The organism is Flavobacterium longum (assembly GCF_965137575.1).
GTDB classification, from domain to species: Bacteria; Bacteroidota; Bacteroidia; order Flavobacteriales; family Flavobacteriaceae; genus Flavobacterium; species Flavobacterium longum.
Window position 1 is genome coordinate 221,592 of sequence record NZ_CBCRZJ010000004.1, and the last position, 24,738, is coordinate 246,329.

General features: G+C 48.4%; 25 protein-coding genes and 1 other RNA gene. 11 read left to right on the forward strand and 15 right to left on the reverse strand.

What is annotated here, in order from left to right; genetic code table 11:
- Positions 1 to 14: 14 nt before the first annotated feature.
- The gene (locus ACM9J1_RS09060; protein WP_415581714.1) at positions 15 to 605 is read left to right on the forward strand and encodes an outer membrane beta-barrel protein; all 591 of its coding nucleotides are present in this window, start codon (positions 15 to 17) and stop codon (positions 603 to 605) included.
- Between the two features lie 66 nt (positions 606 to 671).
- Here the strand turns inward: ACM9J1_RS09060 and ACM9J1_RS09065 are convergent, their stop codons facing one another.
- The gene (locus ACM9J1_RS09065) at positions 672 to 1,292 is read right to left on the reverse strand and encodes a porin family protein (RefSeq protein ID WP_415581715.1); all 621 of its coding nucleotides are present in this window, start codon (positions 1,290 to 1,292) and stop codon (positions 672 to 674) included.
- Positions 1,293 to 1,380: 88 nt separating this feature from the next.
- On the opposite strand from ACM9J1_RS09065, the gene xerD reads away from it, so the two are divergent.
- Positions 1,381 to 2,280: a site-specific tyrosine recombinase XerD gene (xerD, locus tag ACM9J1_RS09070; protein ID WP_415581716.1), complete on the forward strand. Its 900-nt coding sequence runs from the start codon at positions 1,381 to 1,383 to the stop codon at positions 2,278 to 2,280.
- Between the two features lie 223 nt (positions 2,281 to 2,503).
- Here xerD and rny read toward each other — a convergent pair whose 3' ends face one another.
- The 4 genes from rny to ACM9J1_RS09090 form a co-directional block, all read right to left on the reverse strand.
- Positions 2,504 to 4,069, reverse strand: a complete 1,566-nt coding sequence (gene rny, locus ACM9J1_RS09075) for a ribonuclease Y (RefSeq protein ID WP_415581717.1) — start codon at positions 4,067 to 4,069, stop codon at positions 2,504 to 2,506.
- Positions 4,070 to 4,145: 76 nt separating this feature from the next.
- Positions 4,146 to 4,252: non-coding RNA, 6S RNA (gene ssrS, locus ACM9J1_RS09080), on the reverse strand.
- A gap of 48 nt (positions 4,253 to 4,300) precedes the next feature.
- Positions 4,301 to 4,594, reverse strand: a complete 294-nt coding sequence (locus ACM9J1_RS09085; protein WP_415581718.1) for a cell division protein ZapA — start codon at positions 4,592 to 4,594, stop codon at positions 4,301 to 4,303.
- Between the two features lies 1 nt (position 4,595).
- Positions 4,596 to 4,886 carry a hypothetical protein gene (locus ACM9J1_RS09090; RefSeq protein ID WP_415581719.1) on the reverse strand — a complete coding sequence of 97 codons (291 nt, stop codon included), beginning with the start codon at positions 4,884 to 4,886 and terminating at the stop codon, positions 4,596 to 4,598.
- A 226-nt stretch (positions 4,887 to 5,112) separates the two neighbouring features.
- On the opposite strand from ACM9J1_RS09090, the gene ACM9J1_RS09095 reads away from it, so the two are divergent.
- The 4 genes from ACM9J1_RS09095 to ACM9J1_RS09110 all read left to right on the forward strand — a co-directional run bounded on the left by ACM9J1_RS09095 (position 5,113) and on the right by ACM9J1_RS09110 (position 10,341).
- Positions 5,113 to 6,798: a M23 family metallopeptidase gene (locus ACM9J1_RS09095; RefSeq protein WP_415581720.1), complete on the forward strand. Its 1,686-nt coding sequence runs from the start codon at positions 5,113 to 5,115 to the stop codon at positions 6,796 to 6,798.
- A gap of 123 nt (positions 6,799 to 6,921) precedes the next feature.
- Entirely contained in the window at positions 6,922 to 9,333 is a 2,412-nt protein-coding gene (locus ACM9J1_RS09100) for a TonB-dependent receptor (protein WP_415581818.1), read from the forward strand.
- Positions 9,334 to 9,381: 48 nt separating this feature from the next.
- A complete protein-coding gene (locus tag ACM9J1_RS09105) occupies positions 9,382 to 10,092 on the forward strand; it encodes a hypothetical protein (RefSeq protein WP_415581721.1) in 711 nt (236 codons plus the stop codon).
- A gap of 30 nt (positions 10,093 to 10,122) precedes the next feature.
- Positions 10,123 to 10,341 (forward strand): putative signal transducing protein, encoded by a 219-nt coding sequence (locus ACM9J1_RS09110; RefSeq protein WP_415581722.1) that lies wholly within the window; start codon positions 10,123 to 10,125, stop codon positions 10,339 to 10,341.
- Here ACM9J1_RS09110 and ACM9J1_RS09115 read toward each other — a convergent pair whose 3' ends face one another.
- The 5 genes from ACM9J1_RS09115 to ACM9J1_RS09135 all read right to left on the reverse strand — a co-directional run bounded on the left by ACM9J1_RS09115 (position 10,342) and on the right by ACM9J1_RS09135 (position 16,425).
- Entirely contained in the window at positions 10,342 to 11,040 is a 699-nt protein-coding gene (locus ACM9J1_RS09115) for a hypothetical protein (protein WP_415581723.1), read from the reverse strand.
- Positions 11,041 to 11,212: 172 nt separating this feature from the next.
- The gene (locus ACM9J1_RS09120) at positions 11,213 to 13,045 is read right to left on the reverse strand and encodes an ABC transporter ATP-binding protein (protein ID WP_415581724.1); all 1,833 of its coding nucleotides are present in this window, start codon (positions 13,043 to 13,045) and stop codon (positions 11,213 to 11,215) included.
- Positions 13,045 to 14,772 (reverse strand): phospho-sugar mutase, encoded by a 1,728-nt coding sequence (locus ACM9J1_RS09125; RefSeq protein ID WP_415581725.1) that lies wholly within the window; start codon positions 14,770 to 14,772, stop codon positions 13,045 to 13,047. Before ACM9J1_RS09125 ends, ACM9J1_RS09120 begins: the two co-directional genes overlap by 1 nt.
- A 147-nt stretch (positions 14,773 to 14,919) precedes the next feature.
- Positions 14,920 to 15,876 (reverse strand): glycosyltransferase family 2 protein, encoded by a 957-nt coding sequence (locus tag ACM9J1_RS09130; RefSeq protein WP_415581726.1) that lies wholly within the window; start codon positions 15,874 to 15,876, stop codon positions 14,920 to 14,922.
- A gap of 3 nt (positions 15,877 to 15,879) precedes the next feature.
- Entirely contained in the window at positions 15,880 to 16,425 is a 546-nt protein-coding gene (locus ACM9J1_RS09135; protein WP_415581727.1) for a DUF4199 domain-containing protein, read from the reverse strand.
- A gap of 222 nt (positions 16,426 to 16,647) precedes the next feature.
- On the opposite strand from ACM9J1_RS09135, the gene ACM9J1_RS09140 reads away from it, so the two are divergent.
- The 3 genes from ACM9J1_RS09140 (at position 16,648) to ACM9J1_RS09150 (ending at position 19,575) form a co-directional block, all read left to right on the forward strand.
- Entirely contained in the window at positions 16,648 to 16,899 is a 252-nt protein-coding gene (locus ACM9J1_RS09140; protein WP_415581728.1) for a type B 50S ribosomal protein L31, read from the forward strand.
- A gap of 140 nt (positions 16,900 to 17,039) precedes the next feature.
- Positions 17,040 to 18,215 (forward strand): GlmU family protein, encoded by a 1,176-nt coding sequence (locus ACM9J1_RS09145; RefSeq protein ID WP_415581729.1) that lies wholly within the window; start codon positions 17,040 to 17,042, stop codon positions 18,213 to 18,215.
- Positions 18,178 to 19,575: an RCC1 domain-containing protein gene (locus ACM9J1_RS09150; RefSeq protein ID WP_415581730.1), complete on the forward strand. Its 1,398-nt coding sequence runs from the start codon at positions 18,178 to 18,180 to the stop codon at positions 19,573 to 19,575. Before ACM9J1_RS09145 ends, ACM9J1_RS09150 begins: the two co-directional genes overlap by 38 nt.
- A gap of 19 nt (positions 19,576 to 19,594) precedes the next feature.
- On the opposite strand, the gene ACM9J1_RS09155 is transcribed toward ACM9J1_RS09150, so the two are convergent.
- Positions 19,595 to 20,023, reverse strand: coding sequence for a PepSY-like domain-containing protein (locus ACM9J1_RS09155; RefSeq protein WP_415581731.1), 429 nt, complete (start codon positions 20,021 to 20,023; stop codon positions 19,595 to 19,597).
- A gap of 306 nt (positions 20,024 to 20,329) precedes the next feature.
- Here ACM9J1_RS09155 and mtaB point away from each other — a divergent pair, with 306 nt between their 5' ends.
- Positions 20,330 to 21,658: a tRNA (N(6)-L-threonylcarbamoyladenosine(37)-C(2))-methylthiotransferase MtaB gene (gene mtaB / locus ACM9J1_RS09160; protein ID WP_415581819.1), complete on the forward strand. Its 1,329-nt coding sequence runs from the start codon at positions 20,330 to 20,332 to the stop codon at positions 21,656 to 21,658.
- Here the strand turns inward: mtaB and ACM9J1_RS09165 are convergent.
- The 4 genes from ACM9J1_RS09165 to ACM9J1_RS09180 all read right to left on the reverse strand — a co-directional run bounded on the left by ACM9J1_RS09165 (position 21,655) and on the right by ACM9J1_RS09180 (position 23,909).
- Positions 21,655 to 22,572, reverse strand: a complete 918-nt coding sequence (locus tag ACM9J1_RS09165) for an OmpA family protein (RefSeq protein ID WP_415581732.1) — start codon at positions 22,570 to 22,572, stop codon at positions 21,655 to 21,657. The two genes, mtaB and ACM9J1_RS09165, sit on opposite strands and share 4 nt — an antisense overlap.
- 6 nt (positions 22,573 to 22,578) lie before the next feature.
- On the reverse strand, positions 22,579 to 23,157 hold the full coding sequence (gene nudK, locus ACM9J1_RS09170; protein ID WP_415581733.1) for a GDP-mannose pyrophosphatase NudK: 579 nt from the start codon (positions 23,155 to 23,157) through the stop codon (positions 22,579 to 22,581).
- On the reverse strand, positions 23,157 to 23,492 hold the full coding sequence (locus ACM9J1_RS09175; RefSeq protein ID WP_415581734.1) for a hypothetical protein: 336 nt from the start codon (positions 23,490 to 23,492) through the stop codon (positions 23,157 to 23,159). Before ACM9J1_RS09175 ends, nudK begins: the two co-directional genes overlap by 1 nt.
- 132 nt (positions 23,493 to 23,624) lie before the next feature.
- Entirely contained in the window at positions 23,625 to 23,909 is a 285-nt protein-coding gene (locus ACM9J1_RS09180; protein ID WP_415581820.1) for a GNAT family N-acetyltransferase, read from the reverse strand.
- 132 nt (positions 23,910 to 24,041) lie between these two features.
- On the opposite strand from ACM9J1_RS09180, the gene ACM9J1_RS09185 reads away from it, so the two are divergent.
- A complete protein-coding gene (locus ACM9J1_RS09185; protein WP_415581735.1) occupies positions 24,042 to 24,707 on the forward strand; it encodes an alpha/beta fold hydrolase in 666 nt (221 codons plus the stop codon).
- The last annotated feature ends 31 nt before the right edge of the window (positions 24,708 to 24,738 follow it).

Genomic DNA, 24,738 nt, shown 5'->3' on the forward strand with positions numbered 1-24,738 from the left:
AAACAAAACAAAACATGAAAAAAATTATTTTTGCCGCTGCAGCATTGTTCGCTTTCGGATTTGCTAACGCACAAGACAAAAAAGAATCAGAAGGTGGAAAAGGTTTTGCTAATGGCGACGTTTTCATTTCTGGCTCTTTCGGTATCAGCTCATCTAAAGAGGGTGATTTGAAAACTAACGGTTTCGAAATCATGCCAAGGGTAGGTTTCTTCGTATCTGAGAACATTGCTATCGGTGGCCAAATCGGTTACGAGTCTACGAAAGTTGACAACGGTGTGGATGATGCTACAACAAACGCATTGACTATCGGTGCTTTCGGTCGTTACTACATGACACCTGCCAGCGATTTCTCTTTGTTCGGTCAATTGGGTGTGAACTACCGTACTGCTGAAGACGAAGCTGAAATTAAAACTAACGGTTTTGAAGTTGCTTTGGCTCCGGGTGTAAGCTACTTCTTGTCTGACAACTGGGCTATCGAAGCTTCAATCGGAGTTTTGGGCTTCTCGTCTGAGAAAGAAGACGTTGACGGTGCTGAAAACAGGACTACATTCGGTCTTGGACTTGACATGGAAGATATCAACTTCGGTATCATCTACAAGTTCTAATCAGGACTTATCATAAAAGAAAACCTCCCAATTTGGGAGGTTTTTTGTTTTTACACCGATTGGTTTTTAGAATTTATAGCCAATGCCAACCTGGATGACCGAGTTGTGCGCGTCTGAGTCCTTGATGATTTCCGTCATACCGTAAGTGTAACGGCCAGTAGCGAACAAGCCCATCTCTGTCTGGAACGTAAGGCCGCCGGCAACGCCGAAGTCGAAATCTTCGGCCTCGCTGGTTTCGAGATCACCGCCGTCGCCAGTTGGGTCGGCATCGATTTCCTCGTTCACCAAGAAGCTGAACTGCGGGCCAACCTCGAAACTCAGGCCTTTCGTGACATAGATTTTCGCGAGCACAGGAACGTCGATGTAGTCCAGTTGGTATTCAATCTCACCATCGCCGCCTACCAGACCACCGTCGATTTCGCTCTTAAAACCTTTACTGGAATACAAGCCTTCCACCTGCAGGGAAAACATCTCCGCCAATGGGAATTCGGCCAATGCGCCTACGTGAAAGCTGGTGCGCATGTCTGGGCTGTCGAAGTCGTCACCGGTGATCGTGGCGAAGTTGACACCGCCTTTTACGCCGAAGCTGGCAGATTTGTCTGATTTGTTGTCAGCTTCATTTTGGGCGTTTGCCGTCAGGGTAGAAGCGAATACGATTGCAGTTGCGAAGATTTTTAAAGTTTTCATTGTTTTTTATTTTAAGTTAGTAAGCCAAAATTACCCTGTTGGTTTAGGGTAAGTCTTACAACTTTTGCATTTTGCTTTACAGGATTCTATGAAAAGCTGGTCGTCGTACATCAAGAATTTCCAGTCGTATCTCAAGATCGAACGCGGCTTGAGTGTGCATACCGTGGCGAATTATACCTTTGACATCGAGCGGCTTTGCAGTTTTCTTGCTGAACAACAAATCGAGGTTTCGCCCATTGTCATCAAGGAAGAAACTGTGCAGCAGTTCATTTATAAAGTGTCAGGCGAGTTGAATGCGCGTTCACAGGCGCGGATCATTTCGGGTCTGAAGAGCTTTTTTACTTGGCTGATTTTTGAGGATTACCGTCAGGACAACCCGATGGTGCTCATTGAAACGCCCAAAACCGGCCGCAAACTTCCCGATACCTTATCGGTCGATGACATCGACAATCTCATCGGCGCGATTGATTTGTCATTGCCGGAAGGCGAAAGAAACCGCGCGATGCTGGAAACCTTGTACGGTTGCGGGTTGCGTGTCTCGGAACTCGTGTCGCTGAAAGTGTCGGATTTGTTTTTCGATGAAGGTTTCGTCAAAGTCACGGGCAAAGGCAACAAGCAACGTTTCGTTCCTATTGGCCCGCAAACGCAGCGGTTCATTGATTTTTATCGCAACGGCATCCGCAGTCATCTGACCATCCAGAAAGGGTTTGAAGATACGTTGTTCCTCAACCGCCGCGGCCGACAGCTCACGCGCGCGATGGTGTTCACGATCATCAAGGAGTTGGCGGTGAAAATCGGCCTTAAAAAGAACATCAGCCCGCACACGTTGCGGCATTCCTTTGCGACGCATTTGTTGGAAAATGGCGCCGACCTGCGTTCGATACAATTGATGCTCGGCCATGAATCGATTACGACGACCGAAATCTACGTGCATCTGGACCGAAAGCATTTGACGCAAGTGATGCAGCAGTTTCATCCAAGGAAATAGATTGCTTCGCGGAAAGAGCAAAGACCGCTTCGCTGAAAGACTGCCTACGCGGGGAATTGGGTCAAGGTTTTTGGATTGGGCTGTTCGCGTGCGTTAGCGATGGAAGCAAAGTACCGCGTACTGCGGACAGCGCGGCCGAAGGCAACGCCAAAAAAAAATCCGGAACAATGCCCGGATTCTTTTTTTGATCTAATCGTTTCGCCTTCGAACTTCGGTCCGACTTTTATTTTGCGATGTTCACCGCACGCGTCTCACGGATTACCGTTACTTTCACTTGCCCCGGATACGTCATCTCGGTCTGGATTTTCTGTGAAATCTCGAACGACATGTTCGCGGCATTTTCGTCGTTTACTTTTTCGCTTTCTACGATGACGCGCAATTCACGGCCGGCCTGGATGGCGTAGGCATTCTTCACACCGCTGAACCCGAAGGCGATGTCTTCGAGGTCTTTCAAACGCTGGATGTATGAATCCAACACTTGGCGGCGTGCGCCTGGCCTTGCGCCCGAAATCGCGTCGCACACCTGGATAATCGGTGAAATCAAATACTTCATCTCGATTTCGTCGTGGTGCGCGCCAATGGCGTTGCAAACTTCTTCTTTCTCGCCGTATTTCTCGGCCCATTGCATGCCCAAAAGTGCGTGTGGCAAGTCGCTTTCGGTATCGGGTACTTTGCCGATGTCGTGGAGCAATCCGGCGCGTTTGGCCAGTTTCACGTTCAAGCCCAATTCTGCTGCCATGATGCCGCAGAGTTTGGCTACCTCGCGTGAGTGCTGCAACAGGTTCTGGCCGTAAGACGAACGGTATTTCATGCGTCCGACAATGCGGATGAGTTCAGGATGCAATCCGTGGATGCCCAAATCGATGACGGTGCGTTTGCCCACTTCGGCGATTTCTTCCTCGATTTGCTTGGTGGTCTTGGCCACGACTTCCTCGATACGCGCCGGGTGAATACGGCCATCGGTAACCAGTTTGTGCAAAGACAAACGGGCAATCTCGCGGCGCACCGGGTCAAAGCACGACAGTATGATGGCTTCAGGCGTGTCGTCCACGATGATTTCCACGCCGGTAGCGGCTTCGATCGCGCGGATGTTTCTTCCTTCGCGGCCAATGATACGGCCTTTTACGTCGTCGGACTCAATGTTGAATACCGATACGCAGTTCTCGACGGCTTCTTCGGTTCCGACGCGCTGGATGGTGTTGATGATGACTTTCTTGGCTTCTTGCTGCGCGGTCATTTTGGCTTCTTCCAACGTGTCTTGGATGTATGACATCGCCTTGGTCTTGGCTTCCGCCTTCAAGCCTTCCACCAATTGGTCGCGCGCGTCTTCGGCAGACAATCCTGAAATGACTTCCAGTTGCTCGAGTTGGCTTTTGTGCATGCGCTCGACTTCCTGGTGTTTGCGGTCAAGGATTTCAACCTTAGATTGGTATTCGGCCATTTTGGCTTCGAAATCGTCGCCAGCTTTCTTGGCGCGGGCGAGTTCCGAAGAGATTTGCGATTCCTTGTCGCGCGTGCGTTTTTCGATTTCTGCGATTTTCTTGTCGCGGGCCAGGATGACTTGTTCGTGCTCGGCCTTCATTTCGATGAATTTCTCTTTCGCCTGAAGAATTTTTGCTTGTTTGGTATTTTCGGCCTGCAGGTTGGCTTCTTTCACGATCGCGGCCGCTTCTTTTTTCGCGTTCTTGATCAGGTTGGAAACGTTGCTTTTTTCAAGGTATTTGGCGATGCCGAACCCGGCTGCCGCACCAACGATTCCGATGATGATTATAAGTAATGTACTGTCCATTTTGGTTTGTGTGTGTTAAGAACTGGTTGCCTTTCGGCTATTTATAAAAAAAAAGCCTACATCAGAAAGATTTTATAAACTCGTAAAGACAAGTTTTGAGCTAACTCACTGTTCAAGCTTCCGCGACGGGGCGGCATGCTATAGTAGTGATGATTCGCTCATTCTAAATTGTTAGTGTTGAGTTTATCAAATTTGGTCTAATGTAGGCAGTATCGTGTGTATAAGAACGTATTATCTGTCGAGATGTTGCGCCAGTAAATCATTGAGCTTCGCCAGGCGGCCGATGGTTTCGGTGCCGTCGATCGCGTTGTCCATCTGCTTCTGTTCAACCTGTGCGGCAAATTGCAGCGCACACATGGCCAGAACGTCTTGCTTGTCGCGAACGGCGTAATTCTCCTCAAATTGCTTGATCATCATATCGATTTTCTTCGCGGCGCTTCTCAGGCCTTCTTCCTGCGCCATGTCTACCGTCAGCGGGTACACACGGTCGGCAATCGATATCTTGATTTTCAGCTTTTCACTCATGTTAATCTGCCAGTTGCGCGATACAATGATCGATGTCGCGGATCAATGAATTTATCTTAAGCTTCGTCTCTCTTTTATTTTCGTCACTGCCCAGTAATGCGTTGGCCGTCTTCAGCGTTTCGTAGGCTTCCTTCATCGAAGCCAGTTCTTCCACTTGTTTCCTGGCCGCCGTTTCCGACGTCCCGATTTGCTGTTTCAGGGTAACGATTTGGCCTTCAAGACTGTCGATTTTCGCGATCAGCTTGGCGACCCTGCTTTCCAGAGTATCAATTATTGCGGCAATTTCACTCATTTCCGGCTTCGGTCATTACTTAGGTTACAAATTTAGTATTCTCATCCAAACAAGCCAATCTTTTGTTTGGAAATTTTTGGTTCACCGCGAATCCGCGAACTATTTACTTTCCAATTCGTGAATTCGCGGTATGAAAATCATTCTGGCGCAATAATTTCACAAATTTGACGGTTATACCGCAACACCCATTTCAAAAGCTTTGATTATTTTCGCATAAAACGCCACCATGAGATTTTTTATCAGCCTTTTATTCCCGATTTTCTTATTCGCCCAGAATTATCCGAAGGATTATTTCCGCCGCCCGCTCGACATTCCGCTGCAACTCGCCGGGAATTTCGGGGAATTGCGGAACAACCATTTCCACGCGGGTTTTGATTTCCGCACGCAACAAAAAGAAGGATTTAACGTCTATGCCGCCGCCGATGGGTACGTGTCGCGCATCAAGTATTCTACTTATGGTTACGGAAAGGCGATTTACATCACGCACCCAAACGGTTATACGTCACTCTACGGGCATTTGCAGGACGCTGCCGGCCCGATTTACGATTACATCAAAAATTACCAGTATAAGAATCAGGTTTTTGAATTTGAGTATTTCCCGAAACCGGACGAGTTGCCCGTAAAGAAAGGCCAAATCATCGCGCTTTCAGGGAATACCGGCGGTTCTGAAGGGCCGCATTTGCATTTCGAGATCCGCGACGCCAAGACCGAGAACATCATCAACCCCTATTTCTTTGGGTTTACCACGGAAATCCCGGACACGAAAAAACCGGTCATCACCAGTTTGATGGTCTATCCGATCGACGAGAATGCTGTGGCGAACAAGTCTAACCTGCCCACGATGCTCGATGTAAAGAAGTTGGCCGACGGTTCGTACATCGCCGAGAAAGTCTTTGCGAAAGGCAAGATCGGTTTCGGCTTCGCGGGCTATGACGCTGACGACAATTCCGGCAACCCGAACGGGATTTTCCAGGTGAATTCCTTTCTAAACGGACAACCTTCGTTTGGTTATGCGTTTACGACGTTCCATTTCAACGAAACGCGGTACGTCAATGCCTTGATCGATTATCCGCGATACAAAGCCACATCGCAACGCATCCAGCGGTTGTTCATGAAGAACAGATACGATTTCAGCCTCGTAAAACCCGATGCCAACAAAGGTTTTTTGAATGTCCAGCCGAACATCGACAATGTGTATCGCATCGAAGCCAGCGATTTCAACGGGAATAAGAGCACGATTTCCATCCCGATCGAGTATGCCGATGCTGCGCCGACATCGGTTGCTGCGGTCAACAAAACACCGTATTTCCTGGATGTTGCGAAAGACCATCGGTACGAACAGGGCGATTTTTCTTTCGAATTCCCGGCCGGCACATTCTACGAGGATTTTTATCTGGACTTCGACGTGGCCGGCGGATTTTTGAATATCAAGAACAAAAACGTGCCTGTGCATTCGGCGTATACGATTTATAAAAAGGATAATTCCGTTTCGCCCGACCTGCGTGAGAAGACGTTTATCGCCACCTATAATGGAGACAGGGCAACCTACAATGATACTAAATACAAAGACGGCGCATTCCAGACACGGGTCAAAGTACTCGGAAAATTCGGGTTGGCCAAAGACACGACCGCCCCGAAGATCACGCTCGCAAAATCCATCCAAGGCAAATGGCTCAGCAAACAACGGTATCTGAATGTATTTATCCGAGACGATTTGTCGGGCATCAAGAAATACGACGCCTATCTGAACGGCAAATGGATCTTGATGGAATACAACTACAAAAATGGCAAACTCACGCACGATTTCAAGGATGGCATCGTGGCTGAAGGGCGCAATGAATTAAAAGTGGTCGTTTCTGACAATGTGGGAAATTCTGCTATCTTTGAAACGCACTTTTTCAGAAGCCAATAATAATAGAGAACGTTCGTGGTCTGGCCCATTGGCTTGGCGACCAACTTCTGACTAAAATAGAACTCTTTGAAAATCCAAAATCTAATCCCTTCCGTCCTTTTTTTCCTGTTGTGTTTTACTGCTATGGCGCAAACGGCGCGGGTAAAAGGCATCATCCTCGATGAAACCAACCAGCCGGTTCCGGGCGTAACGGTGGTTTGCGAAGACAAGACCACAACCACCAACGAGAACGGTTTTTACCTCTTGAATGTGCCCGCGAACAAAGAATTGAACATCGTCTTTACCCACAGCGTGCTCAAGAAAGTCGTGTTGCCGATCAGCCTAAAAACAAACGAAGATTACGAATACAACTTTTTCATGACCGATGCCGAGCAACTGGGCGGCGTAACGGTAACGCGCGGCACGCGGAAAAGGGTAGAAGGCATCGTGGATATTGCGCCCGAAGTCATCCGGAAAATCCCGGGGGCGAATTCCGGCGTCGAAAACATCATAAAGACCTTGCCCGGCGCATCGTCAAACAGTGATTTGAGTACAGCTTATTCCGTGCGCGGCGGCAACTATGACGAAAACCTCGTTTATGTCAACGAAGTTGAAGTGTATCGCCCGTTTTTGATTCGGTCCGGGCAACAAGAAGGTTTGAGTTTCACCAATACCGATTTGGTTCAGAATGTTGATTTCTCGGCGGGCGGTTTCCAAGCAAAATACGGTGATAAACTCTCGTCGGTGCTTGACATCCAGTACCGCAGGCCCACCAAATTCGGGGCGTCGGCCGAAGCGAGTTTCCTCGGTGGCAGCGCATCCGTTGACCTGGTATCGAAGAACCAGAAGTGGACCGGTATTGCCGGTTTCCGTTACCGCGACAACAGTCTTTTGGTGAACAGTCAGGAAACCTCCACGAATTTCCGTCCGCGGTTTCTGGATTTCCAGGCGAATATCACCTACACGCCGTCAACGCGCTGGCAGTGGAGTTTCCTCGGCAACATTTCCCAGAACAAATACGATTACCAGCCGCTCACACGCCAGACCAATTTCGGCACGATAGACGAACCTATTGCACTTCAGGTGTTTTACGAAGGGCAGGAAAAAGACCGCTATACGACGTTTTTTGGTGCAGCGAAATCGGTTTTCGAAATGAATGAAAACAACACGTTCAAGTTCATCCTATCGGGCTATCATACCGTGGAGCAGGAATATTTCGACATTTTTGCGGCGTATTTCCTGGGCGAAGTCGATCAGAACATCGGTTCGGAAACCGTGGGCGATGTCAGCTTCAACCAAGGCATCGGCACGCAACTCAACCACGCCCGGAATGATTTGGATGCGCTGATCGTCAATGCAGAAGTGAAAGGTTTCCATAAACTACAGCGCGAGGCTGAGATAGAATGGGGCGTGAAATTCACCCGCGAAGACATCCGCGACCGTATCGTAGAATGGGAAGTAATTGATTCTGCTGGTTTCTCGATCAACCCGCCGATTATCGACGTGCCGCGCGACCAGCCGTACAATCCGTACACCGGGCCGCTCGTACCGTACCAAAATGTCCGTGCGAAGAATTTCGCAAACGTTGACCGTTATTCGGGATATGTGCAATGGAACAAGCGCGCCACTTGGAACGGCCATGCGATTTGGCTCAATGCAGGCGTGCGCACGCACAGTTGGCTCGTTTCTGGAGACAACATCGACGGAAAGATGCAGACCGTTTTCAGCCCGCGCGCCCAGTTTGCCATCAAGCCCAATTGGGAAAAAGACATGGTGTTCCGGCTTTCTGGCGGCATGTACCACCAGCCGCCGTCTTACCGCGAGTTGCGTGATTCTTCGGGCGTGGTGCGTCCGGATGTCAAGGCGCAGCAATCCATCCATATCGTCGCGGCCAATGATTACAGCTTCAGATGGCTCGGCGACCGCAGGTTCAAGTTGGTTTCAGAAGCGTACTACAAGTCACTTTCAGATGTGAATACCTATACGCTCGACAACGTCCGGATCCGTTACAGTGCAGACAACGACGCCAAAGCATACGCCTATGGGCTGGATTTGCGCCTCAACGGCGAGTTTGTTCCGGGCACCGAATCGTGGTTCAGTTTCGGTTATATGAAGACCGAGGAAAACATCGCCGGGCAGGGTTACATTCCGCGCCCGACGGACCAACGCCTCAAATTCGGTGTCTTGTTTCAGGACTACATGAAGAATATTCCGGGCGTGAAATTGTATCTGAACATGGTGTACAACACCGGATTGCCGGGCGGTTCGCCGTCGTACGCCAACCCGTATGATTACCAGACGCGCCTTCGCGATTACCGCCGTGCCGATGTCGGGTTCATGTACGTCTTGACCGAAAACAACAAAAATCGTCCGGACGGCCATTGGCTTAAGCGTTACAAGGATTTGTCTGTCGGGTTTGAGATTTTCAACTTGTTCAACAACCAGAACGCCATCACCAATACTTGGGTGCGCGACGTCTATACGAAGAACCAATACGGCATTCCGAACTACATGACCACGCGCGTTTTTAATGTGAAAGTTTCCGCAAGGCTGTAAGCTTCAAACACGGAATTAATTATCTTTGGGCGTACAATCCGGAATCTTATGAAAAAATACTTCCTGCTCGCCGTTGCCGTGCTGTTGGTTTCCTGTAAAGAAGAAAAAGAAAAGCCGAAAGTGACTTATGACTCGGCCGCCAAGGCGAAAACGGAAACGCCGAAGCCCGATTCTTCTTCGGTGGCCATTGCCGATTTGCCGGTTCAGATTACGGGCACGGATTACCTGATCCATCCCATTGGCGACATCCGCATTTACGACAAGAAGTATGATTCGGGAAGTTCGGCCAGCAGTGATGTGAGTTACCGGATTTCCAATTATTCGGAATTCGAGATCACGGGTTACCTGCGCAACATGAAGTTCCAGGCGAAAGGTTCAGATTCGCTGACTGTTTTGACCGACAAACCTGTCCTGATCCAATCCGCAAGCTATCTGAAGGCATTTGCGGACAAAGGCAAACCGCAACTTTTGGTGTATACGCTCTCCGACATGGACACCAACAAAGACGGCAAGATTGACGCCGCCGACATCAAATCTTTATACATCAGCACTGTTTCCGGCGAGCGCTTTACAAAGTTGTCGCCCGATATGTGGGAATTAATTGACTGGAGATTGGTGGAACAACGCGACCGCTTGTATTTCCGGACCATCGAGGACGCAAACAAAAACGGCGAGTTCGACAAAGAAGACTTGGTGCATTACAGCTATGTCGATTTGGGCGAAAAAGAGTGGAAAGCCGTGGCCTACCAGCCGATTTAAGCTTCACTTCCAACCGAAAATTCTTCCGTCATGACTGATATTTTCAGCAGCGATATCTCAGAGGCCGTCAATGTCAAAAACTTGCTGGAAAATGCGGGCATCCGCGTGTTTCTGGTCAACGAACACATGTCAAGCATTGAACCTGGACTGGTTGCTGCGAGTGGTTTCGATGCGGCTACTTTGCGGATCGATGATGCCGATGTGGCGAAAGCCAGCGCAGTAATCGACCAATACCGAAACGGATTTTAGTTAAATCAGGATGTCGCTTTCGAGGTCTGACTTTTCAATGTCGAAATCGAAATCCAGTCTTTTCAAGAGTTCAATCACCAATCTTTTGTACCAGTTTTCAGACTTCGGATGGATGTAGATTTTGTCGATGAGTTGGTGGATGTCCACGGCAATCTTCAGCCCGTCGTTTAAGGTCATGTCGTGCGGCGTCACATCGGTAATAATCCGGATTTCACGCTCATACTGGAAACTTTTCCGCTTGAACAGGAACGGGAAGAAAGCGTCGTCAAACGGGATGTATTCTTTTTTGTAGTCGATGTAATTCACCTCGCCGATGTACTGCGGGAAATGTTGCTCCGGCGCAACGGCTTTCTGCAACCGGCCTACGGTAGAACGAATGGCCAAACCTTCGCTGCTGGCGGTAAAAATCTGCCACATCGCAAACGACTCGTATTCGTTGATGTGCCAACTGCTCACAGCCACTTTCTCGCGGTGCGTTTTGTAGTACGCGAGGAATTCTGGATTATCTGCCGAGAGTTTTTTAATTTCTTCAAAAGTAGGCTCACTGAACGTGCCTTCGTATTGGTCTTCGAACTTGTCCGACCGCGACATGAACAACTTGTGCGACAACAACAAATCCAGGAACTTCGACAAATCGAGGTATTTCCAAACAACGGTGTCCGGATGCGGGAGATTGATGTTTGGATGATGCGTAAACATAGTTGATAGTTGTTAGTTGCTAGTTGCTAGATGTTCGAGCTAGCCGTGATATTTCAGTTTCGAAAAATCATTGATATAAAAGTCAGTTTTTAAACAAAGTTGAATAAGAGTCAGATGTTTAATTTTAGAATAATTATCTAGCAACTATCAACTAAAAACTAACAACTCGCCGCTACTCAAACGACTGCATCGCCACCAATTTCTGGTACGCACCGCCTTTGGCCAGCAGTTCGTCATGGGTGCCTTGCTCGATGATTTTTCCTTGTTGCATCACGACAATCTTGTCTGCCTTTTGAATGGTCGACAAACGGTGCGCGATGACGATCGACGTGCGGTGTTGCATCATGTTCTCCAATGCTTGCTGTACGTAACGTTCGCTTTCTGCATCGAGTGATGAGGTGGCTTCGTCCAAGATCATGATCGGCGGGTTTTTCAGGACGGCGCGCGCAATGCTCAAACGTTGTTGCTGGCCGCCGGAAAGCAATCCGCCGCTGTCGCCCACGTTGGTATGGATGCCGTTGGGCAGTTTTTCAACGAATTCATAGGCGTTGGCCACTTTGAGCGCGTCGATCACTTCCTGGTCTGTCGCGTCAGGATTGCCGAGGGCTACGTTGTTTCTAATCGTGTCGTTGAACAAAATGTTCGCCTGCGTCACCAAGCCCATCAGCCCGCGGACCGATTCCATTTTTAGGTCGCGGATGTCGGTCCCGTCAATAGAAATGCTGCCGCCGTCTACATCATAAAAACGCATGAGCAAATTCGTGATGGTGCTTTTTCCGCTGCCCGATTGCCCAACAAGCGCCACCGTTTGGCCTTTGCGGATGTCGAGCGTTAAATTCTCGATGATTTTCCGTTCGTCATTGTAGCTGAAATCGACACCCGAAATCTGTATGTTTTGCTCGAATGTGTGTTTCTCGATGGCGTCCGGCTTGTCGGTGATCGGGTTTTCCTGTTCAAGGACTTCCAGGATGCGCTCGGCCGCGGCGTTGCCTTTCTTGACGCCGTACGAAGCTTTCGAAATGGCTTTTGCCGGCGTCAAGATGTTGTAAGCCAATCCCATGTAGGTAATAAACGCGCCGCCTTTCAATGATTCTTCCACCAAAACCATGTGGCCGCCGTACCAGAGCAACGTCGCGATAACCGAAATGCCCATGATTTCGCTCAGTGGCGACGCAAGATTCTGGCGGTTGATGATGCTGTTGGACAGTTTAAAATACCGCGCGGTCGAATTCCTGAAAATCCTGGTGAAATGGTTTTCGGCGTTGTAGCCTTTGATGACCTTCAATCCGCCAACGGTTTCCTCAATTGTGGACAAGATATGGCCTTGTTCCTGTTGCGCGCGCGTCGATTTTTTCTTGAGTTGCTTCCCGACGAGTGAGATGATATAACCCGAAATCGGGATGAAGATGAAGACGAACACTGTCAGTTTCACCGAAATCATGAACATGGCGCCAATGGTAAAGACAATCGTGAGCGGTTCTTTGATGATCAATTCCAGGATAGACAGGAACGACGCCTGCACTTCGTTGACATCATTTGACAAACGCGCAATCGTGTCGCCTTTGCGTTTCTCAGAATAAAAAGCCAACGGCAACGATACGGTTTTTTGGTACATCGTATCGCGCAAATCCTTGATGACACCGTTGCGCAGGAACGTAATAAAGAAATTCGCGAAATAATCGCAGGCATTCTTCAACAAAAAGACGGTGATGATGCCTACCACCAAAATGCCCAGCGTACGGCTGATGCCATAGTTCTCGGTCGTCATCGTCAAATAATAATTGAGATAATCGCCTGCGTACTTCTTGATCTCGAAGATGCCGTTGTATTGTGGCTCTTTGTAAATTTTGGTTTCCTGCTTGAACAGCACGTCCATCATCGGCATCAACGATACGAACGACAACGTACTGAACAACGCATAGAACACGTTGAATAGAATGTTCAGGTAGGCGTACTTTTTGTACGGCGACGCAAACCGCATGATTTTCTTGAAGTACGGATTCATTAAATGATGTTCATATCCGTGAGGATGTTCTTGATTTTCTGGTCGAGGTAAGCTTCGGCGGCGGGCACTTCATCCACGCTGTCAATCTGCGCGTTCACACTCGCATAGAATTTTATTTTTGGCTCTGTGCCGCTTGGGCGTGCCGCGATTTTGCTACCGTCTTCCGTATAGTAAATCAACACGTCAGACTTTGGCACGTTGAGCGTTTCCAATTCGCCGGTGACCAAGTTTTTCGCCGATGACGCTTGGTAATCTTCCACCATGATGACGCGCTCGTTGGCCACTTCGGCCACCGGATTGTTGCGCAAATCGTTCATCATCTGCTTGATTTCCTGCGCGCCTTCAATGCCTTTTTTGGTCAACGACACCAGATATTCCTTGTAAAAACCATAATCCACGTACATCTGCAACAATTCCTTGTACAGCGAACTGCCTTTGGCCTTGGCCTGCGCCGCAATCTCGCACACGAGCAATGTGGCACCCACGGCGTCTTTGTCGCGCACCGCATCGCCTACCATAAAGCCGAAACTTTCCTCGCCGCCGCCAATGAACTGCATGTCCGGGAAATCCTTGATGAATTTTGCGATCCATTTGAAACCCGTCAGCCCGACTTTGCAATCTACGCCATAAGCCGAAGCGAGTTCGAGCATCATCGGCGTGGACACAATCGTAGAGCCGATGAATTGTTTGCCGTTGAGTTTGCCTGCCAATTTCCACTGGCGCAACAGGAATTCCGTCATCACGACCATGGTTTGGTTGCCGTTGAGCAAGATCAATTTCCCGTTGGTGTCGCGCACGGCTACGCCCAAACGATCAGAGTCCGGGTCGGTGCCAATGACGATATCGGCGTTGACTTTTTCGGCCAATGCCAATGCCATCGTAAGCGCTTCAGGTTCTTCCGGATTTGGCGAAACCACGGTTGGGAAATCGCCATTCGGTGTGGCTTGTTCGGCCACAATGTGCAGGTTTTTGTAGCCTGCTTTCTCCAACACCGCCGGAATCATCTTGATCGATGTGCCATGCAAAGACGTATAGGCAATCACCAACTGGTCTTTTGCGGCTTGTGGCGTGTTGAACGAGGCGTTATCCACGGTTGACGCGATGAACGCTTCATCTACGGCCGTGTCAATATATTCGATTAAATCTTCATTTGCGGAGAATTTAATGTCGCTGTACTGCAACGACTCAATGACCCCGATGATTTCCTTGTCTTGCGGCGGCACCAATTGCCCACCGTCTTGCCAATACACTTTATAGCCGTTGTATTCGGGCGGGTTGTGCGACGCTGTGAGCACGATGCCGCATTGGCAGCCCAAATATTTCAAGGCAAAACTCAATTCCGGCGTAGGGCGCATGTCCGAGAAAAGAAAAACCTTAATGCCGTTGGCCGAAAAAACATCGGCCACGGTTTTTGCCAACGTGTTCGAATTGTGGCGGCAGTCATACGCTATGACCACTTTCAAGTCCTGCCCCGGAAACGATTTTTTCAGATAGTCAGACAAGCCTTGCGTGTTCTTGCCTAACGTGTATTTGTTGATGCGGTTCGTGCCCACGCCCATGATGCCGCGCATGCCGCCCGTACCGAATTCGAGATTTTTGTAGAAACTTTCTTCCAATAATTTCGGCGACGAGGTCATCATGTCTTTGACTGCCGCTTGGGTTTGCGCGTCAAACGCAGGTGTAAGCCATTCGTTTACTGCGTTGAGGATATGTTGTTCAATGTGCATTTCTATGTTTTTTTGGGCGTTGCCTGCGGCCGCGCTATCCGCTGTATCTTTTGGTAAACCCCAAAGGTTTTGAAAACCTTTGGGGTTTTCACAAAAGGATGCCGCTTCTATCGCTAACGCGGGCCATGGGAAACCCATTAAAGTTAATCAAAAATTCACGGTTTTCGATACCGTATACCGTTCGGCATTGCTGCGGGTGCGCAAGATGATTTCGCCCAGGAAACCTGCCAGGAAGAACTGCGTCCCGATGACCATGGTGGCCAACGAAATGTAAAACCACGGGTTGTTGGTCACCAAATCGTAAGGCATTTTGTGGTACAAGCGGTACAATTTCATGAACCCGATGTAACCTGCAGCCACGAAGCCAATCACGAACATGAGCGAACCCAGCAGTCCGAACAAGTGCATCGGGCGTTTCCCGAACCGCGACAGAAACCAAATCGTGATCAAATCCAGGAAGCCGTTGATGAAACGATCCATCCCAAATTTGGTTTCGCCGTATTTGCGCGCCTGGTGTTTCACGACTTTTTCCCCGATTTTATGGTAGCCCGCATTTTTCGCCAACACCGGAATGTAGCGGTGCATTTCGCCCGAAACCTCAATGTGTTTCACCACATCTTTCCGGTAAGCTTTCAGGCCGCAATTAAAGTCGTGGAGTTTTACGCCAGACGTGCGCCGCGCCGCCCAGTTGAACAATTTCGAAGGCAGATTCTTGGTCACCACAGCATCGTAGCGTTTTTTCTTCCAGCCAGACACGAGGTCAAATTTTCCGCTGTCTATCAGTGCGAACAATTCCGGGATTTCGTCCGGGTTGTCCTGCAAATCGGCGTCCATGGTAATGATGACATCGCCTTGCGCCTTGGCAAATCCGGCGTGCAAAGCCTGCGATTTCCCAAAGTTCGTATGGAAGTGGATGCCCTTTACGTTGGGGTTTTGCGCCGCGAACCGTTCAATGATTTTCCAGGAATCGTCGGTACTGCCATCGTCTATGAAAATGATTTCATACGAATAGCCGCCTTTGTCCATGACCGAAACAATCCAGTCATGCAATTCCTGCAACGATTCTTCTTCGTTAAGCAGCGGAATAACAACAGATATATTCATCAATTATAAGCTAACCGGCCTTTCTTTCTTGACAACGGCGCCAATAATCAGTGACCAAATCAAGCCGATGAACGCAAACATCAGGAGCGTCACCGGTACCATAATGACCGGATTCATGAATTTTTCGGTCATTGAAATGGCCATATCGAGTTGCTCATCGGTCATTTCTGAATTCTGTTCCAGCATCACGGTTTTCATTTTTTCCATTAGTTCAGGGATGAATTCAGGGAAAATGAGTGTAAAGACTGTAAAGAAGATCGCGTAAATCAAGCCGGCGATCAAGCAAATAATGACGCCGATTTTCAGACATTGCCCGAATGAAACAAATCCGCCATTTGATTTTTTGAATCCGTTGCAGGCCATCGTAATCAGGGCAATGGGCAAGATAAGATAGTTGAGTAAGTTGATGACCAAGCCATAGGTCTTGTTGGTGGCTGGGTCAATGTTCATGCTGTATCCGATGATGAATTCCAGCACCATAATGACGCCAAAGAGGATTCCGAATTGCATGGCCGGTTTCATGGCCGACGGAGTAGACATTTCGTTCATGATGTTGCGTTTTAAATTAAACGATACAAATATAGCAATTCCGCCTATATGCCCTGAAAACAAATCGTGAATAAAAAAGCGCCAAACCGTTTGTTTTTTAAAAAATAGGTGTAAATTTGCACGCTCGAATATAAATAGTTTTTAAACAAAGGCTGTATTTGATTTATACCTTTCCGCACAAGGAAAGCTTCAAAAGAAAGTGCAGTTCAAACAATAAGCAAGATGAAAAAAGGAACCCATCCGGAAAATTACAGACTGGTCGCTTTTAAAGACATGTCTAATGATGATGTATTCATCACCAAGTCAACCGCTGACACGAAAGAAACAATCATCCACGAAGGCGTTGAATATCCGGTCGTGAAACTCGAGATATCGAGGACTTCGCACCCTTTTTACACTGGTAAATCCAAACTCATCGATACTGCAGGCCGTATCGACAAGTTCAAAACGAAATACGCCAAACACGGCAAGTAATCTTTGCGGTGTTCAATTTATAGAAAAGCCTTCCGGATTGGGGAGGCTTTTTTATTTGCGGGAAGTTTGTATTTTTGGGTCAAAGTCTAAAGTTTGGGTTTTAACCTAGAACGTTAAACTTTGAACTTCAAACAAACCAAATGAACTACATCCTTTTTGACGGCACCGTCCGCAACGCCTTACTGCCATTTACGTTCACGCGCCCAGTAGCCGATATCCGGATCGGGATTTTAACCATTCGCGAGAAATGGGAAAAATACCTGGGAACAACCACGACAACGCTCACCGAAGAATACTTGTCTGAGAAATTCCCGATGGTTGAAATGGCCGAAAACGTCATGATCAACGCGAAATTCCTTCCGAACGACGTGCTGGCCGAAATGGTGATGAACCTCGAACCAGACCAGTTTATCCTCAAAGGCGAAGAAGTCGTGGCATTTTACACTAAAGACACGCAGGAGGAAATTGATTTCGACAAATATGAAATCGTTGAATATGAGGACGATTGTTTGACCGTGGAGCACACTTGGGACATTTTCGCCAAGAACGATGCGGCTTTGCGCGAAGATTTTGACTTGGTTACCGACGGTCGTCATTCGCAACCCATCCCGAAGAGCGTCAATGTCATAGCGCCTGAAAATATTTTTATAGAAGAAGGCGCGAAGCTGGAGTTCGTGACGCTGAATGCCTCTACCGGCCCGATTTACATAGGGAAGAATGCGGAGATCATGGAAGGTTCTGTCATCCGCGGACCGTTTGCTTTGTGCGAAGGCGCGCAGGTGAAACTCGCCACGAAAGTGTATGGCGCTACCACCATTGGCCCTGAATGCCGTGTGGGTGGCGAAGTGAACAATATTGTGATGTTCGGGTATTCCAACAAAGGCCACGACGGCTTTTTGGGCAATGCCGTACTCGGCGAATGGTGCAATATCGGCGCAGACTCGAACAATTCCAATCTTAAGAATAATTACGAAGCCGTGAAACTCTGGAGCTACGAGACCGGCGGCTTTGAACCTACAGGCTTGCAGTTCTGCGGGCTGATGATGGGTGACCACAGCAAGTGCGGCATCAACACCATGTTCAATACGGGAACGGTCGTGGGTGTGAGTTCAAACATTTTCGGCAGCGGCTTTCCACGGAACTTTATTCCGAGTTTTTCCTGGGGCGGCGCGTCGGGCTTTACCACTTACATTACCAAGAAGGCGTTTGAAACCGCACGAATCGTGATGTCTCGCCGTCATGTAGAATTTACGGAGCAGGATGCGAAAATCTTGGAGCATGTTTTTGAGGAAACGAAGAAGTGGAGGAAAGAATGATTTGAAAAAGGCTATTGGTTTAATTTTTATGCTTTACGCGACTGTATTGGCCGGCCAATGCTGGGATGGCGTCCAAGGCGGAACAGTCAGCGCGGTTGGTTTGCGTCAAGATGGTACCATCTGGACATGGGGCTTAGATGATAACGGGCAGCTGGGCACTGCAGAGTCTGGAAATGCCCTCTATCCGTCACCTTCGGACGGCGGACCGGGCTGGTTATCAGTCAGCATGCAACGCCACTGTATCATCGCCTTGAAGTCGGATGGGACGATTTGGGGCTGGGGATTAAATCAGTATGGCCAAGCTACAGGCGATGTAGGTGAAGCGAGCGTGGTCGTTCCGACGCAAATCGGGACAAATCAGGACTGGCAACAGGTCATAGCGGGAAGCAATCAAAGTTATGCCATCAGAACCGACGGTACGTTATGGGGTTGGGGAGACAATACTGAAGGCGAACTTGGAACCGGAAACTACAATGCAGCTGGCGTGCCTACACAAATTGGAACTGCGTCGTGGCTTTCCATTGCCACCGGAATGCACCACATCGTCGGAATCCAAAACAACGGTACGTTGTGGGCTTGGGGATTAGATAGTAACGGCCAGTTGGGCAATGGCTCAGCTGTTAATACGGTGACTAACACGCCTCAACAAATCGATGCGGGGACATGGATTGCCGTGGCTGCGGGAGGTGCACATAGCCTCGCGTTACGTTCCGACCTTACGCTGTGGTCATGGGGCAATAACAACTCCGGTGAACTCGGACTCGGCGTTTCAACACCTTACATATATGTTCCAACACAGGTTGGCACAGGAAACAACTGGGTGCAGATTAGTGCCGGTTTCCAACATACCCTGGGCCTTAAATCGGACGGATCATTGTGGTCTTGGGGCGGCAATGCGAACGGGCAGTTGGGCCTGGGGAACACGGACTTTCAAAATTTGCCGATGCGTGTGGGTGTCGATAACAATTGGGTCAAAATTGCGGCGGGTACATTATCGTCGTTCGCCATGAAGTCTGATAACAGTATATGGGCGTGGGGCCTGAATGCTCAGGGCCAACTGGGTGACGGTACGACCCAAGACCGCTATGTCCCGACAAACGTCACGTGCGAATTGCTGTCAAGCCCCGATAGGACAAATCCTCAAGTCACATTTTACCCTAATCCCGCAACAACTGATGTACATATTCACGGCTTGGAACAACTGGACGGTATAAAGGTAGAAATAGTGGACATTACAGGGAGAAAAGTCCACTCAGGTACCAGTGCGCACATTAGGCTCGAAAATCTTCCGCGCGGCGTTTACATTATGAAGATCACCGCCGACACTAAACAGGTATGCAAGAAATTCGTGAAGAGCTGAATGGATTCGCCTGATGCTGTTAATCCTTTTCGCCCTTTATGAATGTGCCGTCTTTCGTAAACTCCAAATCCAGTTTTCCGGTTAGGTCTACGTCCACGTCTTTGTGGCCGTAGTCGATGTGTGTGATTTTTCGGTCAGGATAATTCTTGGTCACGTAATCCACAATTTTCGGGTCGATGAACGCTGTCGGAATGGCTTTTCCGCGACCATCGACCTCACGGTAAGAACCGTCTTTCCAGAATTCCAGTTCGGTGCCGTCGCCGAGGATGACTTCGTAGCCTTTTTCGCCGTGTTCGGCGTCTTTCTTGACTTTATCGACTGATATGCCGTGGAAATGTTTTTCGATGAAATCCAGTGCCGGTTTGGGCAAGTCAGTGATTTCGATTCTTTTTTGCGCCGGTGCCGACGCTGCCACCAACAGCGCTACGGCAAGAAATAGGTTTTTCATGATTGCTTTATTGGGTTGCAGACTAAAATTAAGTATTCGAGACGACGGCGACAACGCTTTTAAGAAAACCTTTAATCTTCAATGAATTAGCTTGGACAGGAATATCGCGATGAAGAGATTTTTTAATTCGCGAATTCGCGGCCGATTTGATATTTGTTGTAAATTTGCACGCTCAATTTTAGGAGTATGCGTTAGCGACTGCAGCGGCTATCCTTTTGCGAGGCAACGAGCAAAAGATAATAGCGAAAGCCGCGACGGCAGCATGTGAATTTGAGGATTGGCCGGACATTAATCTGCCGGAACGCCATTATGGAAAAAAAGAAAGTCGCCTTCTACACACTGGGCTGCAAGCTCAACTTCTCTGAAACCTCGACGATTGCGCGTCAGTTTCAGCAGGAAGGTTTTGACCGTGTCGATTTTGAGGACGTTGCTGACATTTACGTAATCAACACGTGTTCGGTGACCGAAAATGCCGACAAGCAATTCAGGCAGGTCGTGCGTCAGGCGATGAAAAAGAACGACAAGGCGTTTGTGGCGGCCGTGGGTTGTTACGCACAGCTCAAACCGGAAGAACTCGCTGCGGTTGATGGCGTTGACCTTGTTCTGGGCGCGACCGAAAAATTCAAGATTACCGATTATTTGAATGACCTGTCCAAGAATGACATGGGCGAGGTGCATTCCTGTGAAATCGTGGAAGCGGATTTTTATGTGGGTTCCTATTCCATCGGCGACCGGACACGCGCCTTTTTGAAAGTGCAGGACGGTTGTGATTACAAGTGTACGTATTGCACGATTCCGTTGGCGCGCGGCATTTCGAGATCGGATACGATGGACAATGTGTTGCGAAATGCGAAGGAAATTTCGGCGCAAGACATCAAGGAAATCGTACTGACGGGCGTGAACATTGGCGATTATGGCAAAGGCGAGTTCGGGAATAAAAAGCACGAGCATACGTTTCTGGAATTGGTGCAAAACCTTGACCAAGTGGAAGGCATCGAGCGTTTGCGGATTTCGTCCATCGAACCGAATTTGCTCAAGAACGAAACCATTGATTTCGTCTCGAAAAGCCGTACGTTCGTGCCGCATTTCCACATTCCGTTGCAATCAGGCAGCAACGACATCTTAAAAAAGATGAAGCGCCGCTACCTGCGGGAACTCTATGCAGAACGCGTGGCAAAAATCCGGGAAGTGATGCCGCATGCCTGTATTGGCGTTGATGTCATCGTGGGTTTTCCGGGCGAAACCGATGAACATTTCTTGGAAACCTATCATTTTTTGAATGATTTGGATATTTCGTATTTGCATGTTTTTACGTATTCCGAGCGCGACAATACCGAAGCGGCGGCTTTTGAAGGCGTCGTTCCCGGAAACGTTCGTGCGAAACGTTCCAAAATGTTGCGCGGATTGTCCGTGAAAAAGCGCCGGGCGTTTTACGAAAGCCAATTGGGTACGATGCGAACCGTTTTATTCGAGGGCGAAAACAAAGAAGGCTACATCCACGGGTTTACCGAGAATTACGTCAAGGTGAAAGCGCCGTGGAATCCAGGGTTGGTCAATACATTGCATGAAGTGACTTTGACGACGATCGACGAAGACGGCTGTGTGCGGTTTGAATTCGCGGCAATTCCAGTTTAATTTTCTACGATTTCAAATTCGACGCGGCGGTTGGTTTTTCTGCCGTCATCCGAACCATTGCTTTTGATGGGTTGGGTTTCGCCTTTGCCTTCGGATACAATACGGTTGTCGCTGATGCCGCTTTTGACCAAAAATTCCCGTACAGCGTTTGCGCGGTTTGCCGAAAGGTCTAGATTCGATTGTTCATCTCCTACATCATCTGTATGCCCGACGATTTTGATGCTGACGTTTGGATGCATTTTCAACTGCCGTAAAAGTGCGTCGAGCGAATGTTTTGAATCGTCATTCAATTCAAAACGGTTGCTGGCGAAATAAACATTTTCAAGGATGATTTTCTTGCCTTCGGGATTATTGAAATAGTCGCTAATTGCCGAGATGTCAGTGTAGCTTTCAATGTTCGCGTTCGGCAAACCTTTGATGTTGACCAAATCGAAACCCGGCGAGCCGCCAGCATTTCCGATACCGACGACTTTCACGAAATGCACGACGGCTTTAAAATTGATGGCCGCCAGATCCAGCGAGCTCACACGACAATCGTCGACAATGCCAAGCCTGATGAATCTTTTTCCGTCCGAACTGACGAAAACTTCCGCCTTTTCGCCGCTGCAGCCGAGTTCGGTGATGAAAATATCATCTTGATCGGGAAAATCGATAATCTGGTTGTCCGTGAACTGCACCGTAACGTAACTTTTTTCGGGCAGGCTGACGAAATACGTTTCGTTGGCGCCGAGAACGACCTCAGGTGTGATCAACACGGGAAACGCTCGGGTCGTGCCGCCGTAAAAGTCATCGTAATTTTTGTTGGCTTGCGAGTAATAAGAATCGACGAGAATGTCGGCATATTGGGTTTCTGCCGTCTGCGCCATGGCCATTAAACTGCAAGCAACCAATACGGAAATGGACAAATATTTCATGATATTTTAAATCAGATTCTTCAACCGCGCGTGCTGCAGCAGCATGATCGTTTTTCCGTCCTTGATTTCGCCAGTCTCAATCATATTTAGTGCGTCGTCGATGTTGAATTCCAAAACTTCGATATTTTCTTCCTCGTCTGCCAAGCCGCCGCCGTCATCTATCTTCATTTCCTTCTCATATTCGGCGACAAAGAAATGGACGATTTCGGTCACCGACCCCGGCGACATATAGGCTTCGAAAATTTTCTTGACATCCGAGACTTTGTAGCCGGTTTCTTCCTGCGTTTCACGTAGGATTGCGTCTTCGGCATTGTCTTTATCGAGCAAACCCGCGCAGGCTTCAATCAACATTCCGCTTGCGTTTCCGTTGACATACGTCGGGATACGGAATTGCCGCGTCAGTATAACGGTTCGGCGGGACTTGTTGTACAATAAAATCGTTGCGCCATTGCCACGATCATAGGCTTCGCGACTCTGTGTCTGGACGCTGCCGTCTTTTTTGGTGTATTCGTAAGTGACTTTTCGGAGTACATACCAGTTGTCGGACAATACTTCGGTTTTGATGATTTTGACGTTGTCAATCATTAATATTTCGAATGGAATTTAATTTTGGTGATCCGGTAAACGTCGGTGCCGTATAACTCCACGAACTCATAGGTGTGCCGCGCCGGCTGTTTGAAATCGACGATGAGTTTGGCCGAAATTTCATAGTACATTTTTTCGCCTTCCATCATAAAGCGGTCGCCTTTCTTGCGATATGCCGATCGGATCAACGTGAATTCCGACAAATTCCAAGTGGTGAAATTGGCATCAAAATCGTCCCAACGCGAATACAACCCGTCCGTTATTTCGGTATGCAGGCCATAATATTGGTCGATGTGTTCGAAAAAAGCAAGGACTTTCGCGTGGGTGTCAGACATCGTTTAAAGATACGTTCTTTTTGAAAACGCTAAAATCCGCAAATAATTATGGAACGGCGAACATGGATTTCAGGATTTCGAATTGTCCAAATTGTCCGTCAAATCTCCTGTTTTTTGAAAGCGCGCGGTATTCTATATTTTGATACCCGGCGGAAGCAATTCCTTGTAGCGTGGGTTTTTCCGAAAAAATGCCGCTATTTTTGGGAACGTCGGCACCACTTTCAGCCTGCGTTCTTCGGCAATGGCCATGATGTTCTTGAGCAATTCGGTGACAAATTCCTCATCATTGAACCCTGCCGGAAGGTTAATGCGTGTCAGGAAAATCTTTCGTTCCTGGAACGAATACTCCACCGAAACCAGTGAGCCGTTGTGCAGTGCCTCAAATTGCCGTTGAAAGGTATTGTCTTTAATTTCCATCGATGTAGGGTTTTCGGACATCATAATTTATTGATAAAATAAAACGCAGACCGATGTCGCTTTCGTGTAAAAAGCTAATATTGCAAAGTTCGGAATAAAATCCTGAACCGCTGTTAGTGTTACGTTAAAACGATGGCAAGAATCCCTGTTTATTTCATGCCCGGTCTGGCGGCAAGCCCGACGATTTTCGAACGGATCAAGCTTCCGGAAGATACTTTTGAAACCGTGTTGCTCGAGTGGATGTTGCCCGAAGAAAATGAATCGTTGAAACATTATGCCGCGCGGATGGCAAAAAAAATTGCCCATGAAAACCCTGTGTTGGTAGGCGTTTCCTTCGGTGGCATACTGGTGCAGGAAATCGCGAAAATAATTCCGGTGCGAAAAACCATCATCATTTCCAGCGCGAAATGCAATACTGAATATCCGCGAAAATTCAAGATTGCGAAAACCACCGGCGCTTACAAATGGCTGCCTTTGAAGTTGCTGTTGAAAGTTGAGGATTTGGCCAAGTATTCTTTCGGGGCAAAAATCAACCAGCGGCTTAAGCTGTATGAAAAGTATCTTTCCGTGCGCGACCTGAAATACCTCGAATGGGCCATAGCACAAGTCATGCTTTGGGACCGATGCGAACCGGACGACAGCGTCATCCACATCCATGGCGATGCCGATGAAGTGTTTCCGGCGAAGTATATCAAAGGTTACATTCCGGTGAAGGGCGGCACGCACATCATGATCGTCAACCGTTACCGCTGGCTCAATGAAAATCTTCCCAAAATTATCCTCGACGGGATAAAATAAAACCGACATTTCGTAAGTTTACAAGTAACAT

Coding starts and splice junctions, on each gene's coding strand:
- ACM9J1_RS09060 (WP_415581714.1), top strand. CDS start 15: ATGAAAAAAATTATTTTTGCCGCTGCAGCATTGTTCGCTTTCGGATTT.
- ACM9J1_RS09065 (WP_415581715.1), bottom strand. CDS start 1,292: ATGAAAACTTTAAAAATCTTCGCAACTGCAATCGTATTCGCTTCTACC.
- xerD (WP_415581716.1), top strand. CDS start 1,381: ATGAAAAGCTGGTCGTCGTACATCAAGAATTTCCAGTCGTATCTCAAG.
- rny (WP_415581717.1), bottom strand. CDS start 4,069: ATGGACAGTACATTACTTATAATCATCATCGGAATCGTTGGTGCGGCA.
- ACM9J1_RS09085 (WP_415581718.1), bottom strand. CDS start 4,594: ATGAGTGAAAAGCTGAAAATCAAGATATCGATTGCCGACCGTGTGTAC.
- ACM9J1_RS09090 (WP_415581719.1), bottom strand. CDS start 4,886: ATGAGTGAAATTGCCGCAATAATTGATACTCTGGAAAGCAGGGTCGCC.
- ACM9J1_RS09095 (WP_415581720.1), top strand. CDS start 5,113: ATGAGATTTTTTATCAGCCTTTTATTCCCGATTTTCTTATTCGCCCAG.
- ACM9J1_RS09100 (WP_415581818.1), top strand. CDS start 6,922: ATGGCGCAAACGGCGCGGGTAAAAGGCATCATCCTCGATGAAACCAAC.
- ACM9J1_RS09105 (WP_415581721.1), top strand. CDS start 9,382: ATGAAAAAATACTTCCTGCTCGCCGTTGCCGTGCTGTTGGTTTCCTGT.
- ACM9J1_RS09110 (WP_415581722.1), top strand. CDS start 10,123: ATGACTGATATTTTCAGCAGCGATATCTCAGAGGCCGTCAATGTCAAA.
- ACM9J1_RS09115 (WP_415581723.1), bottom strand. CDS start 11,040: ATGTTTACGCATCATCCAAACATCAATCTCCCGCATCCGGACACCGTT.
- ACM9J1_RS09120 (WP_415581724.1), bottom strand. CDS start 13,045: ATGAATCCGTACTTCAAGAAAATCATGCGGTTTGCGTCGCCGTACAAA.
- ACM9J1_RS09125 (WP_415581725.1), bottom strand. CDS start 14,772: ATGCACATTGAACAACATATCCTCAACGCAGTAAACGAATGGCTTACA.
- ACM9J1_RS09130 (WP_415581726.1), bottom strand. CDS start 15,876: ATGAATATATCTGTTGTTATTCCGCTGCTTAACGAAGAAGAATCGTTG.
- ACM9J1_RS09135 (WP_415581727.1), bottom strand. CDS start 16,425: ATGAACGAAATGTCTACTCCGTCGGCCATGAAACCGGCCATGCAATTC.
- ACM9J1_RS09140 (WP_415581728.1), top strand. CDS start 16,648: ATGAAAAAAGGAACCCATCCGGAAAATTACAGACTGGTCGCTTTTAAA.
- ACM9J1_RS09145 (WP_415581729.1), top strand. CDS start 17,040: ATGAACTACATCCTTTTTGACGGCACCGTCCGCAACGCCTTACTGCCA.
- ACM9J1_RS09150 (WP_415581730.1), top strand. CDS start 18,178: ATGTTTTTGAGGAAACGAAGAAGTGGAGGAAAGAATGATTTGAAAAAG.
- ACM9J1_RS09155 (WP_415581731.1), bottom strand. CDS start 20,023: ATGAAAAACCTATTTCTTGCCGTAGCGCTGTTGGTGGCAGCGTCGGCA.
- ACM9J1_RS09165 (WP_415581732.1), bottom strand. CDS start 22,572: ATGAAATATTTGTCCATTTCCGTATTGGTTGCTTGCAGTTTAATGGCC.
- nudK (WP_415581733.1), bottom strand. CDS start 23,157: ATGATTGACAACGTCAAAATCATCAAAACCGAAGTATTGTCCGACAAC.
- ACM9J1_RS09175 (WP_415581734.1), bottom strand. CDS start 23,492: ATGTCTGACACCCACGCGAAAGTCCTTGCTTTTTTCGAACACATCGAC.
- ACM9J1_RS09180 (WP_415581820.1), bottom strand. CDS start 23,909: ATGGAAATTAAAGACAATACCTTTCAACGGCAATTTGAGGCACTGCAC.
- ACM9J1_RS09185 (WP_415581735.1), top strand. CDS start 24,042: ATGGCAAGAATCCCTGTTTATTTCATGCCCGGTCTGGCGGCAAGCCCG.